Origin of the sequence: Aquilutibacter rugosus (assembly GCF_036541335.1) — a bacterium.
Classification (GTDB): domain Bacteria; phylum Pseudomonadota; class Gammaproteobacteria; order Xanthomonadales; family Xanthomonadaceae; genus Aquilutibacter; species Aquilutibacter rugosus.
The window spans coordinates 827658-843975 of the sequence record NZ_JAZHBO010000002.1; the positions used below are offsets into that span (position 1 = coordinate 827658).

The 16318-nt window shown below is 58.3% G+C and carries 27 protein-coding genes and 1 tRNA gene; 1 reads left to right on the forward strand and 27 read right to left on the reverse strand.

The annotated features are described in order from the left end of the window. Positions 1 to 61: 61 nt before the first annotated feature. The 25 genes from V3390_RS09205 to V3390_RS09325 all read right to left on the reverse strand — a co-directional run bounded on the left by V3390_RS09205 (position 62) and on the right by V3390_RS09325 (position 15127). Complete coding sequence (locus tag V3390_RS09205; protein WP_331704186.1) at positions 62 to 1030, reverse strand: SU10 major capsid protein; 969 nt, start codon at positions 1028 to 1030, stop codon at positions 62 to 64. 12 nt (positions 1031 to 1042) lie between these two features. After that, positions 1043 to 1966 carry a hypothetical protein gene (locus V3390_RS09210; protein ID WP_331704187.1) on the reverse strand — a complete coding sequence of 308 codons (924 nt, stop codon included), beginning with the start codon at positions 1964 to 1966 and terminating at the stop codon, positions 1043 to 1045. An 18-nt stretch (positions 1967 to 1984) separates the two neighbouring features. Further along, positions 1985 to 2143 (reverse strand): hypothetical protein, encoded by a 159-nt coding sequence (locus V3390_RS09215; protein ID WP_331704188.1) that lies wholly within the window; start codon positions 2141 to 2143, stop codon positions 1985 to 1987. After that, a complete protein-coding gene (locus V3390_RS09220; protein ID WP_331704189.1) occupies positions 2140 to 2394 on the reverse strand; it encodes a hypothetical protein in 255 nt (84 codons plus the stop codon). Before V3390_RS09220 ends, V3390_RS09215 begins: the two co-directional genes overlap by 4 nt. Further along, on the reverse strand, positions 2391 to 4502 hold the full coding sequence (locus V3390_RS09225) for a portal protein (RefSeq protein WP_331704190.1): 2112 nt from the start codon (positions 4500 to 4502) through the stop codon (positions 2391 to 2393). The genes V3390_RS09220 and V3390_RS09225 overlap by 4 nt, the downstream gene beginning before the upstream one ends. Then, positions 4503 to 5816 (reverse strand): PBSX family phage terminase large subunit, encoded by a 1314-nt coding sequence (locus tag V3390_RS09230; RefSeq protein WP_331704191.1) that lies wholly within the window; start codon positions 5814 to 5816, stop codon positions 4503 to 4505. Next, complete coding sequence (locus V3390_RS09235) at positions 5794 to 6141, reverse strand: DUF5681 domain-containing protein (protein ID WP_331704192.1); 348 nt, start codon at positions 6139 to 6141, stop codon at positions 5794 to 5796. The genes V3390_RS09230 and V3390_RS09235 overlap by 23 nt, the downstream gene beginning before the upstream one ends. A gap of 72 nt (positions 6142 to 6213) precedes the next feature. Next, complete coding sequence (locus V3390_RS09240; protein ID WP_331704193.1) at positions 6214 to 6501, reverse strand: hypothetical protein; 288 nt, start codon at positions 6499 to 6501, stop codon at positions 6214 to 6216. Further along, positions 6498 to 6995 carry a hypothetical protein gene (locus V3390_RS09245; protein WP_331704194.1) on the reverse strand — a complete coding sequence of 166 codons (498 nt, stop codon included), beginning with the start codon at positions 6993 to 6995 and terminating at the stop codon, positions 6498 to 6500. Before V3390_RS09245 ends, V3390_RS09240 begins: the two co-directional genes overlap by 4 nt. After that, positions 6992 to 7252, reverse strand: coding sequence for a hypothetical protein (locus tag V3390_RS09250; RefSeq protein WP_331704195.1), 261 nt, complete (start codon positions 7250 to 7252; stop codon positions 6992 to 6994). The genes V3390_RS09245 and V3390_RS09250 overlap by 4 nt, the downstream gene beginning before the upstream one ends. Then, entirely contained in the window at positions 7249 to 7704 is a 456-nt protein-coding gene (locus V3390_RS09255) for a hypothetical protein (RefSeq protein WP_331704196.1), read from the reverse strand. Before V3390_RS09255 ends, V3390_RS09250 begins: the two co-directional genes overlap by 4 nt. Before the next feature lie 11 nt (positions 7705 to 7715). Then, complete coding sequence (locus V3390_RS09260) at positions 7716 to 8213, reverse strand: lysozyme (protein ID WP_331704197.1); 498 nt, start codon at positions 8211 to 8213, stop codon at positions 7716 to 7718. Positions 8214 to 8258: 45 nt separating this feature from the next. Beyond that, positions 8259 to 8334 (reverse strand) — tRNA-Gly (locus V3390_RS09265). Between the two features lie 115 nt (positions 8335 to 8449). Continuing rightward, positions 8450 to 9136, reverse strand: coding sequence for a hypothetical protein (locus V3390_RS09270; RefSeq protein WP_331704198.1), 687 nt, complete (start codon positions 9134 to 9136; stop codon positions 8450 to 8452). Between the two features lie 4 nt (positions 9137 to 9140). Then, complete coding sequence (locus V3390_RS09275) at positions 9141 to 9590, reverse strand: hypothetical protein (protein ID WP_331704199.1); 450 nt, start codon at positions 9588 to 9590, stop codon at positions 9141 to 9143. A gap of 99 nt (positions 9591 to 9689) precedes the next feature. Beyond that, positions 9690 to 10169: a hypothetical protein gene (locus V3390_RS09280; RefSeq protein ID WP_331704200.1), complete on the reverse strand. Its 480-nt coding sequence runs from the start codon at positions 10167 to 10169 to the stop codon at positions 9690 to 9692. Beyond that, complete coding sequence (locus V3390_RS09285) at positions 10166 to 10510, reverse strand: Ref family recombination enhancement nuclease (protein ID WP_331704201.1); 345 nt, start codon at positions 10508 to 10510, stop codon at positions 10166 to 10168. Before V3390_RS09285 ends, V3390_RS09280 begins: the two co-directional genes overlap by 4 nt. After that, on the reverse strand, positions 10507 to 10935 hold the full coding sequence (locus V3390_RS09290) for a NinB/YbcN family protein (protein WP_331704202.1): 429 nt from the start codon (positions 10933 to 10935) through the stop codon (positions 10507 to 10509). Before V3390_RS09290 ends, V3390_RS09285 begins: the two co-directional genes overlap by 4 nt. Further along, complete coding sequence (locus V3390_RS09295) at positions 10932 to 11768, reverse strand: DNA adenine methylase (RefSeq protein ID WP_331704203.1); 837 nt, start codon at positions 11766 to 11768, stop codon at positions 10932 to 10934. Before V3390_RS09295 ends, V3390_RS09290 begins: the two co-directional genes overlap by 4 nt. After that, positions 11768 to 11986: a hypothetical protein gene (locus V3390_RS09300; RefSeq protein WP_331704204.1), complete on the reverse strand. Its 219-nt coding sequence runs from the start codon at positions 11984 to 11986 to the stop codon at positions 11768 to 11770. Before V3390_RS09300 ends, V3390_RS09295 begins: the two co-directional genes overlap by 1 nt. Beyond that, complete coding sequence (locus V3390_RS09305; RefSeq protein ID WP_331704205.1) at positions 11983 to 13302, reverse strand: replicative DNA helicase; 1320 nt, start codon at positions 13300 to 13302, stop codon at positions 11983 to 11985. The genes V3390_RS09300 and V3390_RS09305 overlap by 4 nt, the downstream gene beginning before the upstream one ends. Beyond that, the gene (locus V3390_RS09310; RefSeq protein WP_331704206.1) at positions 13286 to 14095 is read right to left on the reverse strand and encodes a hypothetical protein; all 810 of its coding nucleotides are present in this window, start codon (positions 14093 to 14095) and stop codon (positions 13286 to 13288) included. The genes V3390_RS09305 and V3390_RS09310 overlap by 17 nt, the downstream gene beginning before the upstream one ends. Then, entirely contained in the window at positions 14092 to 14640 is a 549-nt protein-coding gene (locus V3390_RS09315) for an HNH endonuclease (protein ID WP_331704207.1), read from the reverse strand. Before V3390_RS09315 ends, V3390_RS09310 begins: the two co-directional genes overlap by 4 nt. Then, positions 14637 to 14819, reverse strand: a complete 183-nt coding sequence (locus tag V3390_RS09320) for a hypothetical protein (protein ID WP_331704208.1) — start codon at positions 14817 to 14819, stop codon at positions 14637 to 14639. Before V3390_RS09320 ends, V3390_RS09315 begins: the two co-directional genes overlap by 4 nt. Further along, complete coding sequence (locus tag V3390_RS09325; RefSeq protein WP_331704209.1) at positions 14816 to 15127, reverse strand: hypothetical protein; 312 nt, start codon at positions 15125 to 15127, stop codon at positions 14816 to 14818. The genes V3390_RS09320 and V3390_RS09325 overlap by 4 nt, the downstream gene beginning before the upstream one ends. 114 nt (positions 15128 to 15241) lie before the next feature. Between V3390_RS09325 and V3390_RS09330 the strand changes: the two genes are divergently transcribed. Beyond that, complete coding sequence (locus V3390_RS09330) at positions 15242 to 15481, forward strand: hypothetical protein (protein ID WP_331704210.1); 240 nt, start codon at positions 15242 to 15244, stop codon at positions 15479 to 15481. 114 nt (positions 15482 to 15595) lie between these two features. Here V3390_RS09330 and V3390_RS09335 read toward each other — a convergent pair whose 3' ends face one another. Together V3390_RS09335 and V3390_RS10245 are read right to left on the reverse strand one after the other, a co-directional pair. Next, positions 15596 to 15985 carry a hypothetical protein gene (locus V3390_RS09335; RefSeq protein ID WP_331704211.1) on the reverse strand — a complete coding sequence of 130 codons (390 nt, stop codon included), beginning with the start codon at positions 15983 to 15985 and terminating at the stop codon, positions 15596 to 15598. Between the two features lie 97 nt (positions 15986 to 16082). Further along, positions 16083 to 16307 carry a transcriptional regulator gene (locus tag V3390_RS10245; RefSeq protein WP_425493034.1) on the reverse strand — a complete coding sequence of 75 codons (225 nt, stop codon included), beginning with the start codon at positions 16305 to 16307 and terminating at the stop codon, positions 16083 to 16085. Positions 16308 to 16318: the final 11 nt, after the last annotated feature.

A 16318-nucleotide genomic window follows, 5' to 3' on the forward strand; every position in this document is an offset into this window, starting at 1 on the left:
TCCCCAAAAAGAAAGGGAGCCACCCGAAGGTGACTCCCAATCTTTAGACAGCAGACTACGGTTACGAACCGCTGACGGTGATGTCGCGGATCGCGTACAGCGGACGCTCATCGCGCACGCGCAGCGAGACTTCGGTGCGGACTTGCCAGTTTTCGGCATCGCCCACGGTGGCCAGCTGCTCACGCTCGAAGCCACGCAGCTGGGCCAGTTCCAGCTTGTCGTAGTCGAGAATGTACAGGGTGTCGTTCAGGCCAACGGCAGCGGTTGCCATGACGCGGTTCGGCACCACCTTGGTCACGCCGAAGTCGGAACGGTAGAAGTCAAACGCGGCATTGAGCACCGCAGCTTGCTTGCTGCCGACTTCGTTGGTGCGCTGCACGTTGCCCGTAAAGGTCGAAATCTTGACCTTGTGAGCAGGCGAGCACATCACGACCGAACCCGAACCGCCGTTGACGTAGGCCGATTGGATGCCGTCTTTCAGCATGGTTTCGGTCAGTGCCACGTCGGTGCCGGAAATCGGCGCGGTGTTGGTGGTCGGATCGGGCGATGCACCCGTTGCGCCGAACACATCGTTGGTGATGAAGCCGTACAGACCGCGCAGTCGGCCAGCAACGGCGGAAGTGCCGGTGACGGTGGCACCCGAGGAAATGCAGGCGGCTTCGATGTCACGCTTGATTTCCACCATTTTCTTCGCGCACAGGCGCTTGGCTTCATCCTTGCGGCCGTACTTATCGACGGCTTGCGCGGTGTTGGAAACCGAAACGGTGTCTTGGAAGATCTGGGTGCGGTTGTTCAGCAGACCCGGCTGGGTTTGCGCCGAGTAGCTGGCATCCGCGCCTTCGATGGCGGCATTTGCGGCGTTCGGTGCGCGGTAGGTATCACGCTGCCATTCAAAGAAGACATTGTGAATCTTGCCACGGCCGATAGCCGAGACCAGCGGGGAATCATCCGGGGAGAAGTTGTAGATCTTGTCTTCAACGTCCACAGGGAGCTTGATGACCGAACCGGTCAGGAGGGAGTTTGCGGGCATAACAGTGGTTCCTTAATCTAAAAGGTTTGCAAGGTTGTGGATGGTCGGTTTCGCGCTGAAGGCCTTTTCCGCATTGGCGCGGCGCAGGGCTTCGGGCTGCCGGCCCGGTGCCGCCTTGGGTTTGGCGACTTTGGCAATGGTTTTCGTGGGCTTGATGTTGGCTTTCGTGGCCTGCAACGTGTCGTAGGCCTTGGCCTTGGCCAGCAGCTTCCAAAAACCTGCCGTGACGTATGGTGCGTCCACTTCGTGCGGTGCCAGTCCGTTATTGGCGGCGTACTGCGCGAGGTCTTCGGCCATTGCGTCATTCCAGCCTTCCAAGCTGCCTTTCAAATCGGCTTCCGCTGCCACGCCCCGACGCTGCAAGGTCTCTTGGCGTTCCCGCTGAGCCTGCTGCGTGAGTTGTTGGTGCATCTGCGCGATACTGCCGAGCTGGGCTTGTCGTGCTTCGTGCTGCGCTTTGAGCTCCAGGTAATAACCGGAGTTCTCATAGGCGAGAGACGGATCGGGCGCTTCCCCAAGCGATGCCTGGGCGAATTGGTAGGCGGCCTGCAATGCTTGGCTGGCCTCCTCCACGCGCGATTCGTAGTGTTGACGCTGATTGCTGACCTGCGTTCGCTCGGTATCGAATGCCTTGCGTTCTTCGGCCAGTGCCATCGTCTTTTGGGTGTAGTCAAAGCCCTTTTGGGCCAGCTCCTTGAGCTCGGACTGCTTCAGGTTGACCACCTTGCCGTTGTGTTCAATCTCAACGGTGGGATCGTCCTGCTCGTCCTCGTCCTCGTCCTCGGGGCTTTCCTCGTCTTCGGATTCCTCGGCCTCGCTGTCCTCGGTCTCCGTCACTTCCTCGTCTTCGAGTACCTCTTCTTCGGATTCTTCCGAATCCAGCGCCAGAATGTCATCGAGGGTTTCGCTTGGCTGGGTTAACTCGTCACCAAACATGGGTTTTCCTTGTGGTTGTTAAAGGGGGTGTCGCACTCCGTCACTGGTCACAGCGACGTTTTCGGGACCCTTGCGCACCTTGGCGCTGCCATAGATTCCGGCCACCAGTTGCGGTGCGCCGTGCAGATCGGTCAGGACCAAGCACAGGGGATTGTTCGGGGTTTCGATGGACTTCACGACAGCTTCAACATCCGCCCAAGTGCGCTTTGCCGCTTGAGCTCCACCTTGCCGTTGTTCATCGCCTGCGTGAGCAGCGTTTGCAGGCGCTTTGTCGCTTGCATTAGCTGCCACAGCTCGTTTCGTTTCGCTTCGTTTGGCTCGCGTTGCCATTCGTTGAATACCTCGGTGTTGATTTGTGCAAAGGCGTCCTGAAACACCTCGTTTTTCAGGACGGCTTCGGCCAGTTGTCCGCGCTCAATGTCGTTCACAGCGCGTCATCGCCCAAAGAAAAACCGCCTTGCGGCGGCTCGGGCTGTTCCATTGGTTCCATTTGAAGCGCATCAGGCTCAGGCGGCATTTCAAGCTGCGGCGGCTGGGCCAGCTGCATGACAATCTCGGTCAGCATCTCCACCTGCTGAGCCAGTTGCGCAATGGCTTCGGGCTGCTCGACCTGCGCATCGGCACGCGCCGAATCCGCAAAGCCCAGTTGCAGGCGCTGTTCGGCCTCGTACTGCTTGCCCGCCAGTTCCTGCTTCTTGAGTTCCAGCTCCGCCGCCTTGAGTTGCAAATCGCCTTGTTTGCTTTCGTTTTGCGCCTTGAGCTGCTGGTTTTCCTGCTGCATTTGTTGCAATTGCTGCTGCATTTCCTGCATTTGCTCGGGACGCGGCGCATTCTGCGGCTTCATGTCCACGAACCGTTCGGGCTGCTTGAACTCATTGGCTTCGACCAGCAGCTTGATCGTTTCGGCAATCTGTTCGGGGCGCACGATGCCCGTCGGAACGCCAGCCTTGAGCTGCGCTTCCAGCAGGGCCATCGCGCGTTGCATGGTCTGTTCCTTGGTGCCGGTTCCAAGGCCAACGCGAATCTTGACGTTGAACTGGTCCTTGAACTCGGACGGATTGATCGCCACCCAATCGCCCGACAGTTCGATCATTTCCTCGCGGTCCTGATGCGCCACTGCCAGTTTCAGGAACTTGGCGAATGCCTTGCGCACGCCGACCGCGAAATTGCGGGCGATCAGTTCCATGCGCATGTCGGCCTTTTGCGTGACAATCGAAATGCCCGTGGCCGTTTTGTTAAGAGCGGACGCATCCATGCCCTGCGAATAGCGCGTAAAGCCCGTGCGGTTTTCCTTCCAGTTTTCGATCCATTCGCTGAACTGGTACGCAGGCGCAGCCAATGACGGCTGCACGATCTGCGCGATGGCGTCGGACATGGGACCCGAACCGCGCACGATACCGCCGGGGCGTGATTCGATCAGGTCCTCGATCTGCACGTCGGCGTTTTGGTTGACGTAGGTGCGCTGATTGACGGTCAGGTACAGGTTATCCTGCAGCACGCGGATGGTATCGGTTCGCAGCTTCTGCGGCAGGATTGCCAAGTCGGCCGGGCAATCACCGAAGAAAGCGTGTGGACGCGGGATCGGACAGATCCACACGAACGGATGGTCATCCACCTGCTCGATGCTCGGCTTGCCGTCACGGATGGCCAGCTGGCCCGCAATGGTTTCGACTTTCAGCCATTCCGCCACGCCGTCACCGTCACGGTCCAGTTTAATGTAGGTCTCCGCCACTTCCACGGGACGGTGCGATTCGTGCATCTCGCCCGATGCCTGCATGGCTTCGCCCAGTTCGCCATAGTCATCGCGGAATCCGTCAAACGACACGTCCGACAGGTCGAAGCCGTCTTGCTCCAGCTCGAAGCGGCGGCGCTGATAGACGTGCGCCATTGCCGCAGGCTCACCGCCCCACTGGGCGTTGATGTCCACGCGCATTTCGGCAGGTGGCACTGCGGCGGCCTTGATGCACACGTATCTCCCGTCTTTGGTTAGCGTGACCGACAGGGTGCCGTCGTCATACTGAGCGGCGTCCTGCGCTTCCCAGCCATCCTCCAGCATCATCGCCACCTGGTCCTGCGTGACACCATCCAAGGTGCGGCGCTCGTCTTCTGATTCCTCTTCCGCCCAGATCTTCAGGAAGCCCACCTTTTGCAGCAGCGCATCCTTGAACCAGTCGTACAGGATTTCCTGCCCGTCATTGCGGGTGTAGAACAGCCAGTTGACGTATTCGGTTGCCAGTTTTGCCAGCGGTGCGGACTCGGGGCGGCGGGCTTCGAACTCAACCGCGTTATCGGAGCTGACGAACAGGCGGATCAGCTGCGGGAGCATCCACTCCACGGTGTCGGCCACGTCCGTGGCCACGAAGTCGCTGCGGTCAGCAATGTCCGGCGGTGCCAACTCACCGACGGGTTCGGCATTGTAGAAGCGCAGGTTGCGCTCCCGCAGTGTGTCAATGTCGTCGCCAGGGGAGCCCAGTGCCGTGTCAAGGAAGCTGCGAACCGCGCCCTCAATTGCCAGATCGTCCAGTTTGTCGGTCATTTATCGAAGTCGCTTGTATTGAATCGGTTGGCGGGTGCTGGTCGGCTGCTGCTGGTAATCCACGGCAAGCAATCCGAACGAGTCCGCCGAATGCGACGACCAATCGTGGTCCGGTCCTAAGCCGATGCCGCGTTTTTCGTCCTGCTTTTCGTGATACCAGCCAAGCGCCTCGCGCCCGCCTTGCGTTGTGGTTTCGTTGAATCGGCATTGCGGCAGAATGCGCCGTACCGCTTCAATGCGTTTGGTTGCCGCACCTGCGCCCATGTTGGGAATAACGCGGACGGCGAAGCCTGCTTCACGAAGCGCCGACTCGTATGTCACCTTGTACACCTTGTCGTGCGCTGCGCCGTCGTGCGGCAGGATCATCTGCGCCTTGTCGTAACCCTTGGACCGCAGCCATTCCACGTGCGTTGCCAGCGGTTGCCCGACGGCTTCGTAATGGTCCAGCACACGGATTTCCGTACCGATGAACTGCGCAATCCAGATCGCGCAGGCGTCCGCCTTGGCTCCAGTGCCGCCGATGTCCCAATAGGCTCGGGTCGTCATCAGCGGATCGGGTGCGACAAAGCCAATGCGGTTTTGCTGCTTCGCTTCGGTCAGTCCCTTGGCAAAGTACGCGCCCGCGACCAGTTTGCGGAAGTCGCCTTCCCACACCCAGTCGTATTCTTCGGGACGGGACTTCAGGTCCCGCTGCCGTTCGGCTTCCAGCACGGCTGGGAACCACGGATTGTCGCGCCAGTTCAGCTCGACAATCTTCATGTCGTCATCCATGTTGGCGCGGAACCGCTGATGCGTTGCGCTCTGTTCGCGCTCGGGGTTCCACGTCACCCAGATCTCTGAATTGTTCGCGCGGACCGTCGGCACCAGCTTCGACCAGGACAGGCTCGTCACCGTTTCCGCTTCGTCAATCCACGCCAGCAAAATGCGGGACTTGGACTTCAGGCTGTCCACATTGGTGCGAAGGCCAGCAAAGCTAAAGTCCACCCGCCCCTTGCCCGACTTGGTGCGGATGTACCGCTCCCCGATGTCGAAGTGTGGGGCCAGCCATTCCGTTTCGCGGATCGCCGCCTTGATCTCGCCCATGGAACTATCGTCCAGCGAGTTCAAAAACTCACGCCCGCACAGGATGATGCCAGACTCGCCTGCCATTGCGTGCTGATAGGCTCGAATGGCCGTCATCAGCGCAAAGCTGGCCGTCTTGCCGCTTCCCCGTCCGCCGTAGGCTCCACGGTAGCGGGCCGTTCCGGTGAACACGGGGATCAGCTTCGGCGGCAAGCGAACTTGCGCGGTCTTAGCCACCGATGAGCTCAACACGGGTGACGACGGATAGCGGGTTCTCGGAGTCGCCTGACAGTTCCGTCCGGCTCAGCTTCGGTGCGGCGTACTCTGCAAGGCTGTTGAGCACCTGCAGCGCTTTGTACGGGTCGTCTGCGGCAACGGTTTCAAGCCATTTGCCCACATTCTCGCGGTTGTCGTCCAGTAACTGCTGAACCGTTTGGCGGAACTCAGTCGTTGATTTGTTTACTGATCCCTTCGGGCGACCGTTCGGATTCCCCGAAGTGCCCTTCTTGAATTTTCCTGTTGCCATGTTGTTCTTTACAGGCTGCTTGACGCTTGGCCTGCTCCGATGATTTTCCAAAAATGCGGCTCCAGTTGTCCGCGTACGTCTCGTTATCCACTGAGAAAGGACGCGGGACGCTGCCCTTGCCGCTCACTTCGCACGCCCCTGTATGCCGCTTATCGTCTGGAGCTGGCGCTCATACTGCTCCAGACATCCCTTACGGATGACTAGCTCCGTCAGAGCCGCGCTGGGCTTCACGCCCTTGGTCCATGCGCATCGCTTGAGCAGGTCCGCATCAATAGGGACATAGACCTTACGGACCACCTCAACCTTTTCCGTCCGTACCACCACGCCAGCCGGAATCTCTTGCCGCTCGCCGAACGCTTGGCAGCCCGTCAGCATGGCAGCTATTGCCAAAATGGAAACAGCTCGGTTCATAACTCACCCACGCCTTTGCAGTACACGTCCAGCGATTCCAGTGCGGCCTTGCAGACGGCATCCTGATTCTGGATAACCTGCAACTGCTTGGTCTGGCTCTTATCGGCCTTCAGTTGGTCAGCGCGTAGGCGGGTCATTGCGTCCGCATTGTCCTTCTGCGCCTGTGCATAGGCTTCAGCGTTCGCCTTGTTTGCGGCCTCAATGTCGGCTTTCAGCGTCATAAACGACCGTTTGTATTCGTCGCGCTCCAATGTGAGCTGCCCCAACTTGAAGTTGGCAGACTGCGCTTCGCTTGCGGCCTTGGCCTGCACCACCACAATCGTGCTGCGGGCATCAATCAGCCGAATCAGCAAGGCGGATGACTTGATGCACAGCACCAGTGCCAGTGCCTTGAATCGGTTGGCGGGCTTGAATGCCCATGCCACCGCGGTTGCAACCGTTTCGGCAGCCCCTTTCAGGCCCATCCAGACGGCTTGGAGGACGGGCGTTATCATTCCTGCTCCCCCTGCAATCCGATGACCACAGCCGCCACCGCGGCGAACAGGGCATAGGCCCACGTGGCACTTGGCTGGCCCACGCTGTTCAATGCGTCAGCGCCTCGCCATGCGGCAAAGACGAACAGCAGCAGACGGGCATAGCCCAGTGCCTGATTGCTCGCCGTGTAGGTGTTGCACTGGTGTTTGAGCTGCCACAGCACGACGGAACACACCGCAAAACTGGAGCAGGCAATGGCGATCTGCAAGGCGCTCATGATCCACCTCCCAGCGTCCGCTCGATCGCGTCCACTATGATGTCGATGACCCGCTCGGCGGCGGATTGAATTTTCGCCAGCAAGTTCCTCATCAGAAACCCCGTAATTCCGCTAAGCGCAATCCAGCCCAGCGACGAATGAATCTGCGTGCCTTCAGTTTTCCAGTCGAGAATCGCAGTAATCATCCACGCCGAAAACAACGCAAAGCCAAGGACCGTAGCCAGAAAGGTGGCGGACTTCGCAATGAAAGCGATCTGCTTGCCTTCGATGTCGCCATCCATGCCCTGCAGCTTCCACACACCGAAGGCCGCACCCGCCACCGCAGCCAGAAACAGCGGCTGCGACACAATCCCAAAAAGAACGGGATCAGCGGCTTGCGCGACAGTGATTTGCCGCACCAGCTCACCCGATGCCACCGTTCCAGTGATTAGGGCGAGCGTCTTGCCGACCATCGTCTCACCGATCACATCGTCACCCCATAGCAGCGGTCGCCGTCCACGGGCGTAGCGAACAGAGCCGCCTCGCTTTTACGGCGGTTCACCAGCCCCTGCACAACCTTTCCGCCTGCGCGGGTCCAGCGGGCGAACTCGCGTTCCGCCGCATCGAAGTCGCGGGCGTTGATTTTGCGCAGCAGTGTCGATTGCAGAAACGCTGTTACGCCGATGTTGTAAGACAGCGAGACGCAAGCCGCGAACTGGCACGCATTCAATCGGGTTTTGATGCCCAAGTCGATCGCTTCAGCGCGGCGCATGACGTCGCGCTCTAGCATGTCATCGGCCATTTCCCGGGTCCAAACCGTGCCCAGCGCAATCGGCTTGTCGTTCTTGTCGCGCGTCGATCCCCAGCCAATCGTGATTGGAAGGCCATCGCTCGTTGCGGGATCCTTGTACGCCTTCAGTCGGCATCCTTCCCATCGCTTGATGCTTGCGAGCGCCAATGGCAGCCAGTCTTGGGATGTCATTGGTACTCCATGAATATAAGACCCAAGATTGCGGGTAGGAAGGGTTGGAGCGCATGTAGGGAATCGAACCCTAGGAGCCACGGCTTGGAAGGCCGGGAAGCGAACCATCGCTAACACGCGCAAAGAAAAAGCCCCGGGTTAGCGGGGCTTGGTATGGATACTGCCATCAGCCAACAGGCATCGGCGCGTATCGCATGTTGGTAGATTATCGAAGAAAGTGAACGGGCATCAACCGTTCACTGCAACGCCTTCGCCAACAGCGTTCGTGCCTCGGCCTCGGCCTCGCTGAGCTTCCGATGCAGCCACTCATATGGCCCGCGCCAGTTCTGCAAATACGTTGTCTGACTGCGACCGATTCGATGCGCCCGTGCACGATCAGATACGGGTGCAATCCCACTGCCTTCGCACTGCTCGCAAGTAACGACCAGATCCCCGTCCCGCACGTCACAGCGGCCACCACAGGCCCTGCACAGGTTGGGTTCCATCAGCTCGTCAATGACCGCATTACGCAGCGTGGCGTACACCTCGGCGCATTCCAGAGGCCAGCAATTCATCTTTGCCGTTTCGATTTGTAGCTTCGCCTTGCGGATTTCCATCTGCGTCGCATGGCTCACGAATCGGCTGCCCAGTCTCCCCTCAAGGAACGCAAGGGCCAACTTCGCATCCTGCACCGCGTGCACACGCTTCGATAGCTCCCCATGTAGGAGTTGGGCGATCTTTTCATCCAGGCCCCTGCGTGTCACCCCTGCACCGTGGGGCCACCAGATTAGGCACATCATGTCGCGGCCTATCCCATCGGGCACGAAAGCCAAAGCCGCAGCGATGTCCTGCGCCGTCAGCTCTGGCACACCGCCACCGCTGCCGATGTCGAACTTAACGGTGGTGGGGTTGAGCCTTGCAAGCAGCTTGCGAACGTCTGTCATGGGGTTAGCCCTCCGTTTGGGTTGCGGTAATCGCCACGGCCAGAGCTGACCATGCGTGTGACTTCACGTGATAGAGCGGACCGGGTTGTTTCTTATTGCCAACTGCAACGGCCTTGCCACCGTACAAGTCGATAATCGCTTGCCGAACATTTGCGTCTTTTGCCCTTGGCGAGCCACACAAGTGCAGCTTCACGTCCTTGCGGTAAACAAGGCGAACACGCTCCGCACCCGCTGCCTGCATGAAGCGCCAAATCCAGACGCAGGTTTCAAACACTTCCCTGCCGACGGCCATGCCGTAACTGGCAACCATTTCAATCGCCACGGGCAGGTTTGAGTGCGCCCTAATCTCAGCGAACACATCCTTGTTTTCCAGAACCAGTGAAGTTGTGACCGTGCCGTTTCGGGAGTAAATCACCAACCCGCTATGCGTTGTGCCAGGATCAATGGCGATCATTTACGCGTGCCTCGCATGGATTCGAAGGTCAGATGGATCGCGCACGTAAGGCACCACACGCCGTACTGGATCGGCTTTCCGCAGCGGCATGAGCGTTGCTTAGATGGCTTTCGTGACATGAATCCCCCGTGGTGACTGGATGTTGAAATGGCTGACCGGGTTCCATTCCTTCGCCACCAGCATGTTTAGGCTGCGCATGGCTTCGGCTTTCTCCGATGGCTTGGCGGTCTGCGCGACTTCGACCGCATCGCAAGATCGAGCAGCTCGCAATCTCCGAATGTATCGGGCTGCGGTCGATAAACCGATGTCGAACTCCTCGGACAGCTCCACTGCGGTCGGCAGGCTATCAGGGAATGCGGCGTCGATCTTGGCTTCCATCTGGGCTGACCGGTTGGACTGGTGCCCGCCACCGAAGCCGCACTGGCGATTCAGTCCCAACGACAACGCCTGGTTTCGGATTGCGCCTTCGTTACGGCCCAGTGCTCGCACCATCTCGGGCCACGCTGCCGCGGCGTATTGGTCGCGCAGATATGCGTTCTCTTCGACTGTCCAGCGTGCGACCTTTTTCGTGTTGCTCATAGAACCCCCAACATTTCGTTCTGCACTTCCAGTAGCTCCTTATCGGTTCCAAATGCTGCGTGAAATTCGCGCGGCGAGCACAGGCGGGACGGCCCGTACATTTCCCGCATGGAATCAAAACTCCACCCGTCATTCGGGATTCGACGGTGATGCCACTGGCACTCGCCTACCGTTGCGTCATGCGAGATGCGAAGCCCACCAGACAGTAGGTGGTTAATCTCAGGGAACAACGTGCGCTTGCCACGAATCAGGCAAGGAATGCACACGCCGTTCTTGATCGCGTCCATGCGGGCACGTTGCGCCTTTGTCGGTGCGGGAAGCGACCTTGAATAGAAACTCATTCCGGAAACTCCAGCATCACGCCCTTGTCGATGTAGTGCATCTGCACCGCTTCGCAGTATTGCGACAGTTGCAATGTCGTCATTAGCGACGTCACGGGCAAAATGTCCATTGCCAGCAGTTTCTTCTCGTAGTCCAGCGGACGTATCACCGCATCGTAGGACGTGCGGAAATCGTCGTTTTCGGCGCGTAGGATTGGAACGCCGAAGTGCAGCTTGCAGTAGCGTTTCACTTCGACAGCGGTGTTTTCGCGCAACTCATTCGCCACTTGCTGATACCAACTATGCGAAAGGGCATTCTGGTCAAGCGAACGCTTCTTCCCAAACTTCGCATTCACCGTGAAGTATTTCTTTTCACGGAACCACTCCCGCATTTGTCCGATAGCCGAGGACAGCGTTTGCTCGGAGTTGATGATGAGCTGGGTCATGCGAACAGCCTCTCTTGCTCAACATTCCCAAAACCACGGTTAAACCAAAGCACTTCGGTTCGCTTCATCGCACCGTCCGCAAATGCCACGCGCTCTGTTCGTGACCAATCGGCATACAATTCGTCGTAAAGTTCACTGTGATAACCGGATAGCACCACCATGCCTTTCAACGTCCGCAAAAACGCGGCTAACTCACGGTGATCCGCATCTGTCATTTCATGGCGATAGTCGCCACCCTTATCGCGGGTTGATGCAACGTAAGGCGGATCCACGTAATGCAGCGTTTCTTCCGTATCGTGATGCGCCATGCACTTCATCGCATCGCGGTTTTCAATCACCACGCCCTGCAATCGCTCAATCAGTGCAGCCATGCAATCAGGGTAATTTGCCCAATCGTGGGCTGGCGTCGTGCCACTACGGTTTGAATTAGCACGGAATCCCGTCTTTGGCTTACCGCCGACCTCAAGGCTCACGGCTGCACTTCCAAACCCCATAAAGCTACGGATAACGGTTCGACGCGCTTGCTCAAGTTCATCGCTTGATGGTTGCCATGCTGATTCAAATTCAGCACGTGCGAATGGCGTTAGTCGCAGCAGCTCACGCAATTCGTCGCCACGCTCGCGAGTGACGCGAAACAGGTTAACCACTTCGCCGTCTAGGTCGTTATAAACCTCGGCGTAGCTTCGCTCTTTTCGAATCAAAACCGAGCCGCCACCGCCAAACGGCTCAACGTAAGCCCGGTGCTCTGGAAAGTAAGAAATGATCCAAGGCGCGAGCCGCCACTTGCCGCCGTGGTATCGCATCAGTGGACGCTTTGGGCTACCGTCTGCCATTACAAAAACCCCTTTCCGAACATTTTTGACTGCGCCAGCACCGCGTCCTTGCCGCCTTGCAGGTAGGTGTTGCAGAAATACTCGAACACCGCCGCTTCACAGTCCTTGCACTTCCCGCAAATCTCTTTCAGGCGGGCGTAGTAATCCTTCTGCGTTTTCACCTCGCCACACATGACGTGGATCTCCGCACTGCGCTGTCCCATGTGACACATCATCATGCGAACTGCCTCCTGCGCCGGCTGCTGACAACAGCGGGCTCCCATTCGTCGTGACAGTCATCCAGTAGGCCAATATGCAGCTTGTCAGTCAGCAAAATGGCTCGGCCCGCTTCGCCCTGGCGCTGCTTGGCGATGATGCACTCGACGCGCTTGGACGTGTCGGTTTTGTCGTAGTAGCCCGGACGGTAAAGCAACAGCACCACGTCGGCATCCTGTTCGATGGCACCACTGCCACGCAAGTCGGACAGTTGCGGACGCTTGTCGCCGCGGTCCTCGACTTTGCGGTTGAGCTGGGTGAGTACCAGGACGGGAACCTTCAGCTCCTTTGCCAGCGACTTGAGCATCTGTGTCGCATTTGCCAGCTCGGTTGTCTCGCTCGCCTTGCCCGACAGCTTGACGATGTTCAGATGGTCCACGATGACAATGCTCAGCGGCGAGCGCAGGTGTTCCTTGCGGGCACGGGCGCAAATTTGTTCGGCTGTCAGGATGCCCGTCTCGTCAATCAGCAGCGGCGACTTGCGGACGGACCCGACATTCGCAGAGATACGTTGCAGCTCCTCGGTATCCGTCGAGCCCGTAAGGATTTTTTGCAGCGGGACATAGGCCAGCGAAGCGATGATACGGTCGAAAATTTCCGTGGCGGACATTTCCAGCGAGAACAGCAGGCACCGCTCGCCCCGCATGGCGGCAGACGTTGCAAGGTTGATTGCAAACGCCGACTTGCCCATGCCGGGACGGGCCGCCATAACAATCAACTGACCTTCCCGCAAGCCGTTCGTGGCGGTGTTGAGCTTGGCCCACGGTGTCATCAGGCCCTGAACGCGGCCCTCCATGCGCTGCTGAAAATCGCCCCACCACGTCAGGCCAACGGCGGCCATGCTCTCAGCAGACTTGGCGCGGGATTCAGTCAGGGCCAGTAGTTGGCTCGATGCCTCGAACGCGGTATCGGCCACACGGTCACGGGTTGGGTTCAGCAGGTTACGGGCCACCGTTTCCAGCTTGCGGCGCTTGGAGGCTTCCAGAACGATTTCCGCATGGGCTTCGACGGTTGCCGTGCTCATGACGTTCGTCGCCCAATTGACCAGCACCGAGCCGTTTTGCAGCTCCTGCTTGAGTTCGGGCAGCTGGTTGTTCACCGAGATGCAGTCGGAATCCTTACCTGCCATTGCCAGCTTGGCGATGGTGGCGAATACGCGGCTATGCAATTCAGCGGCGAAGTCATCTGGCGACAGCCAGTCGGCCACCTTGGCGAATGCGGCCTTGTCCAGCAAGCAAGCGCCCAGTACGGCGGTTTCAGCGTCAGTGGTAGTGCTCATTGCAGACCTTGGCGAAGTTTTCGGGCTTCAGCAGCCACGGGAGGTTGGCGGTAAACGGCTTGCGACCGTTGGAACTTGAAACGCGGCCCATGAGGAAGTCGGAATCTTTCACGTACAGGAACCAGTCTCGCCACCAGTCCAGCGACTGCCGAGCGGGGTTTTCTCGCCACCGGAGGCATAGCGCCTTGCGGTGGGCATCCGTGAACACCCGTGGCTGCGGCAGCTCTGGCAGGATCTCGCCGTAGAGTTTTTTTATTTCCTCCACCGGGCATAGCGGGCTCTTTGGGGGTTTTTCGTCAGCAGGGGGTTCGGTGACGGGTGGATCGTCGGCTGGCGGAGGGTCGGCAGCATCGCTGTCGACGACCGATGCGTCAGCATCGGAAGAAGGGTTAAGGGAATCAGGAATCAGGTTAAAGGAATCAGCCCGATTAGTACTGTTGGACTCTGGTGCTTGTATGGTGCTTGTATGGTGCTTTTCTGGAATGTTGCTAAGTGCTTCATTCTTATGGGGATTTTGGTGCTTGAGAAAGTTTTCGACCTGGAGGTATTGCACACCTTCGACGGTATACACCGTTACGAAGCCGAGCGACGAGAGTTGCCGCACCATCGCGTCAACGTCCGCATCGTCATACGGAAGGATTGCCGCCTTCAGGCGTTTGGGGCGATATTCCAGCCGTCCCTCACGGTCGGCTTCGCACCATAGGCCTTGAAAGAAAATGCGGGTCAGTGGATCACACTCTGCAAGGAGGTCGTTCTTGAAGAACCCCGGCTTTAGGTTGCGCGAGCGACTCATCTGGGAGACCCCCCTTGCTTGATTTTGTTCCAGCAAATTCCGCAGAAGTACTTGAAGCATTTCGTCGGGCTGTAATTGATCTTTGCGACAGCAATCTCCATTGCGTCCACGCATTCCACGACGCCAAGCTCTTCAATGAACTTCTTGATCGACTGAAAATGCGTCCTTGGGATTCCGTCAGGGTCATGGATACCCATCCAGACCTGCGCCACCTCCCATGCGTCACCCTCGATGCGCTGCTTTTGTGTCCGCAAAACTTCGTTGAAGCCCGCCAACTGCATTTCAGCTTCTTTGATCCGTGCGGCCTTGTCTTTCAGGCCCTCAGGGATAGAGGTCAGCAGGCGAGCTCCCTTGCCCCAGTTGCATTGATCGCAAGCGGTGACGAGGTTGTTTTGGGAATTGTCGCCACCCTCCGCAACCGGGTGAATGTGATCTACGTGCAGGATTGCTTTCGGCGGCGTTGCGCCACAGTACGTGCAGGAAAACCCATCGCGTTTGAAAACTTCGAACCGCGCCTTCTGTGATATCGACTTGCGCTTACTCACTTCCTTAGCCCCGCCTTGCGTTCCATACGCTCGATCTGGTTCAGGGAACGGCTCGCCACTTCCTTCCGCAATAGGTTGAATGCGGCACTCGCCGCATCGAATCGGCGGAACTTCACAAGCCACGTAATGCGCCACGACAGGGCCTTGATGCGCACTTCGCGCAGGTAATCGCGGATCACTGGAACAGCCCTCCCTGTGTAGACGGTAGGCCCCAGCAGTGTTCGGGCTTGCCAAACACGCCGACGATCTTGATTTCGGTCTGGGCCAGGTCACCCTGTCCTGTCAGCACGGTCATAGCCCGGCGCACGGACGTAATCGGCCATACCTTGCCGAACTTTTCCATTTCCCGTTGCACCATGCTTGGCGACATGGGCCGATTGCGTTGACGGAACAGGGCCAAGATTGCATCCTCCTGCCGTCTCGCCGACTCAATCGCAACAGCTAATTGATTGGCGGTTAACCCCGTTGTGTTGAAGTAGTGAGTCATTTTTGGCCCCTTGTGCTCAGTGGGCGAATCGTCGCTGCCGTCACTCCCAATAGGTGCCCTGCCCTTGGGTTACGCTGGAAGCTCTCACACAAACCAGCCCCAAGGGAGGGCGAAATGGACGAAAAGAAAGCGCTGTATGACGAAGCCATGCTTGCCGTGCATACGCAGGTGTTATTGGCGATCATTGAGACCCACCCTGACCGCGAACGGCTGATTCAGCGGATGGAATACAACCTGACTCAACTTGCTCGGATTCAGTCCTTGCATTCGGTTCGCGAAAATCGTGATCCAGATTTGGCGAATCTGATTGAAGAGCAGTCACGGTCGATTGTTTTGCTTGCCCGCGGCTCTTAGTAGACGCGCAGAAAATCGCGGATTTCTGAAACTCCAGCCAGCGTTCGTCGCGCTCACGCTCTGCGGACGTCGGCTTATTCAACCAATCCCGGACGGCAACACGGATGCGCTCGATCACGGCGTCACCCCCAGCATCCCGGCCCGTTCCATGCGCTTCGTCATCACGGCCATCGCCTTGACGGCCTCGACGTACTCACGACGAAGTGCGGCTTGTTCGTCTTCGGGCTCGACGGGCACGGGGTCGGAGTAGCCGGCATCACGCATCTCGAAGGTGGCGAGCATGTGAACACCAACTCGCCGCGATTCACGGCGGATTAGTGCCAGCTCATTGGGGCAAAGCCGTTCCCGTTTTTCCGAGTTCAGGCAGTGCGACAGTTTGCGGCCAGCCTCATCCACGGCCATTGCGGGCCAGAGCATGTTGCCGACCTTCTTAAAGCCGCCCAGCGCGGTAACGGTATCGCGCAGAGCATCCTCATATGTGTCGTAAAAGAGCTGGGATTGCATGGTTTCCTACTTAGTCCCATAACGTGGGACAACGTGGGACAGCGGTTTTGGGTTACAAAAAAGCCACCAACACCAAACGGGGTTAGTGGCAATGGAGTTATGCGGTTTTCAGCAATTCGACATCACCAAACACGTCCGGTCGGATTTGAGCCGCCGTGACCTCGCCGCCCGTCAACGCTTCAATGGCGCGGCAGTTTTTCGGGTCAACCCGTGCCGTTCCAGCGATCCAGTTGGTGACTGCGCCTTTGGTGACTCCAAGTGCTTCAGCGAAGGCGGTTTGGTTGCCGCCGAATGCTTCAATTGCTTTGATAATCGGTTCCATGACGTAAGTAA

What these genes read in the sequence shown, in the direction of transcription:
- V3390_RS09285 (WP_331704201.1), bottom strand. Translation starts at nt 10,510, where the DNA reads ATGAGTTTCTATTCAAGGTCGCTTCCCGCACCGACAAAGGCGCAACGT.
- V3390_RS09255 (WP_331704196.1), bottom strand. Translation starts at nt 7,704, where the DNA reads ATGGTCGGCAAGACGCTCGCCCTAATCACTGGAACGGTGGCATCGGGT.
- V3390_RS09240 (WP_331704193.1), bottom strand. Translation starts at nt 6,501, where the DNA reads ATGAACCGAGCTGTTTCCATTTTGGCAATAGCTGCCATGCTGACGGGC.
- V3390_RS09260 (WP_331704197.1), bottom strand. Translation starts at nt 8,213, where the DNA reads ATGACATCCCAAGACTGGCTGCCATTGGCGCTCGCAAGCATCAAGCGA.
- V3390_RS09275 (WP_331704199.1), bottom strand. Translation starts at nt 9,590, where the DNA reads ATGATCGCCATTGATCCTGGCACAACGCATAGCGGGTTGGTGATTTAC.
- V3390_RS09205 (WP_331704186.1), bottom strand. Translation starts at nt 1,030, where the DNA reads ATGCCCGCAAACTCCCTCCTGACCGGTTCGGTCATCAAGCTCCCTGTG.
- V3390_RS09250 (WP_331704195.1), bottom strand. Translation starts at nt 7,252, where the DNA reads ATGAGCGCCTTGCAGATCGCCATTGCCTGCTCCAGTTTTGCGGTGTGT.
- V3390_RS09310 (WP_331704206.1), bottom strand. Translation starts at nt 14,095, where the DNA reads ATGAGTCGCTCGCGCAACCTAAAGCCGGGGTTCTTCAAGAACGACCTC.
- V3390_RS09300 (WP_331704204.1), bottom strand. Translation starts at nt 11,986, where the DNA reads ATGATGATGTGTCACATGGGACAGCGCAGTGCGGAGATCCACGTCATG.
- V3390_RS09280 (WP_331704200.1), bottom strand. Translation starts at nt 10,169, where the DNA reads ATGAGCAACACGAAAAAGGTCGCACGCTGGACAGTCGAAGAGAACGCA.
- V3390_RS09270 (WP_331704198.1), bottom strand. Translation starts at nt 9,136, where the DNA reads ATGACAGACGTTCGCAAGCTGCTTGCAAGGCTCAACCCCACCACCGTT.
- V3390_RS09290 (WP_331704202.1), bottom strand. Translation starts at nt 10,935, where the DNA reads ATGACCCAGCTCATCATCAACTCCGAGCAAACGCTGTCCTCGGCTATC.
- V3390_RS10245 (WP_425493034.1), bottom strand. Translation starts at nt 16,307, where the DNA reads ATGGAACCGATTATCAAAGCAATTGAAGCATTCGGCGGCAACCAAACC.
- V3390_RS09295 (WP_331704203.1), bottom strand. Translation starts at nt 11,768, where the DNA reads ATGGCAGACGGTAGCCCAAAGCGTCCACTGATGCGATACCACGGCGGC.
- V3390_RS09305 (WP_331704205.1), bottom strand. Translation starts at nt 13,302, where the DNA reads ATGAGCACTACCACTGACGCTGAAACCGCCGTACTGGGCGCTTGCTTG.
- V3390_RS09225 (WP_331704190.1), bottom strand. Translation starts at nt 4,502, where the DNA reads ATGACCGACAAACTGGACGATCTGGCAATTGAGGGCGCGGTTCGCAGC.
- V3390_RS09330 (WP_331704210.1), top strand. Translation starts at nt 15,242, where the DNA reads ATGGACGAAAAGAAAGCGCTGTATGACGAAGCCATGCTTGCCGTGCAT.
- V3390_RS09210 (WP_331704187.1), bottom strand. Translation starts at nt 1,966, where the DNA reads ATGTTTGGTGACGAGTTAACCCAGCCAAGCGAAACCCTCGATGACATT.
- V3390_RS09335 (WP_331704211.1), bottom strand. Translation starts at nt 15,985, where the DNA reads ATGCAATCCCAGCTCTTTTACGACACATATGAGGATGCTCTGCGCGAT.
- V3390_RS09245 (WP_331704194.1), bottom strand. Translation starts at nt 6,995, where the DNA reads ATGATAACGCCCGTCCTCCAAGCCGTCTGGATGGGCCTGAAAGGGGCT.
- V3390_RS09325 (WP_331704209.1), bottom strand. Translation starts at nt 15,127, where the DNA reads ATGACTCACTACTTCAACACAACGGGGTTAACCGCCAATCAATTAGCT.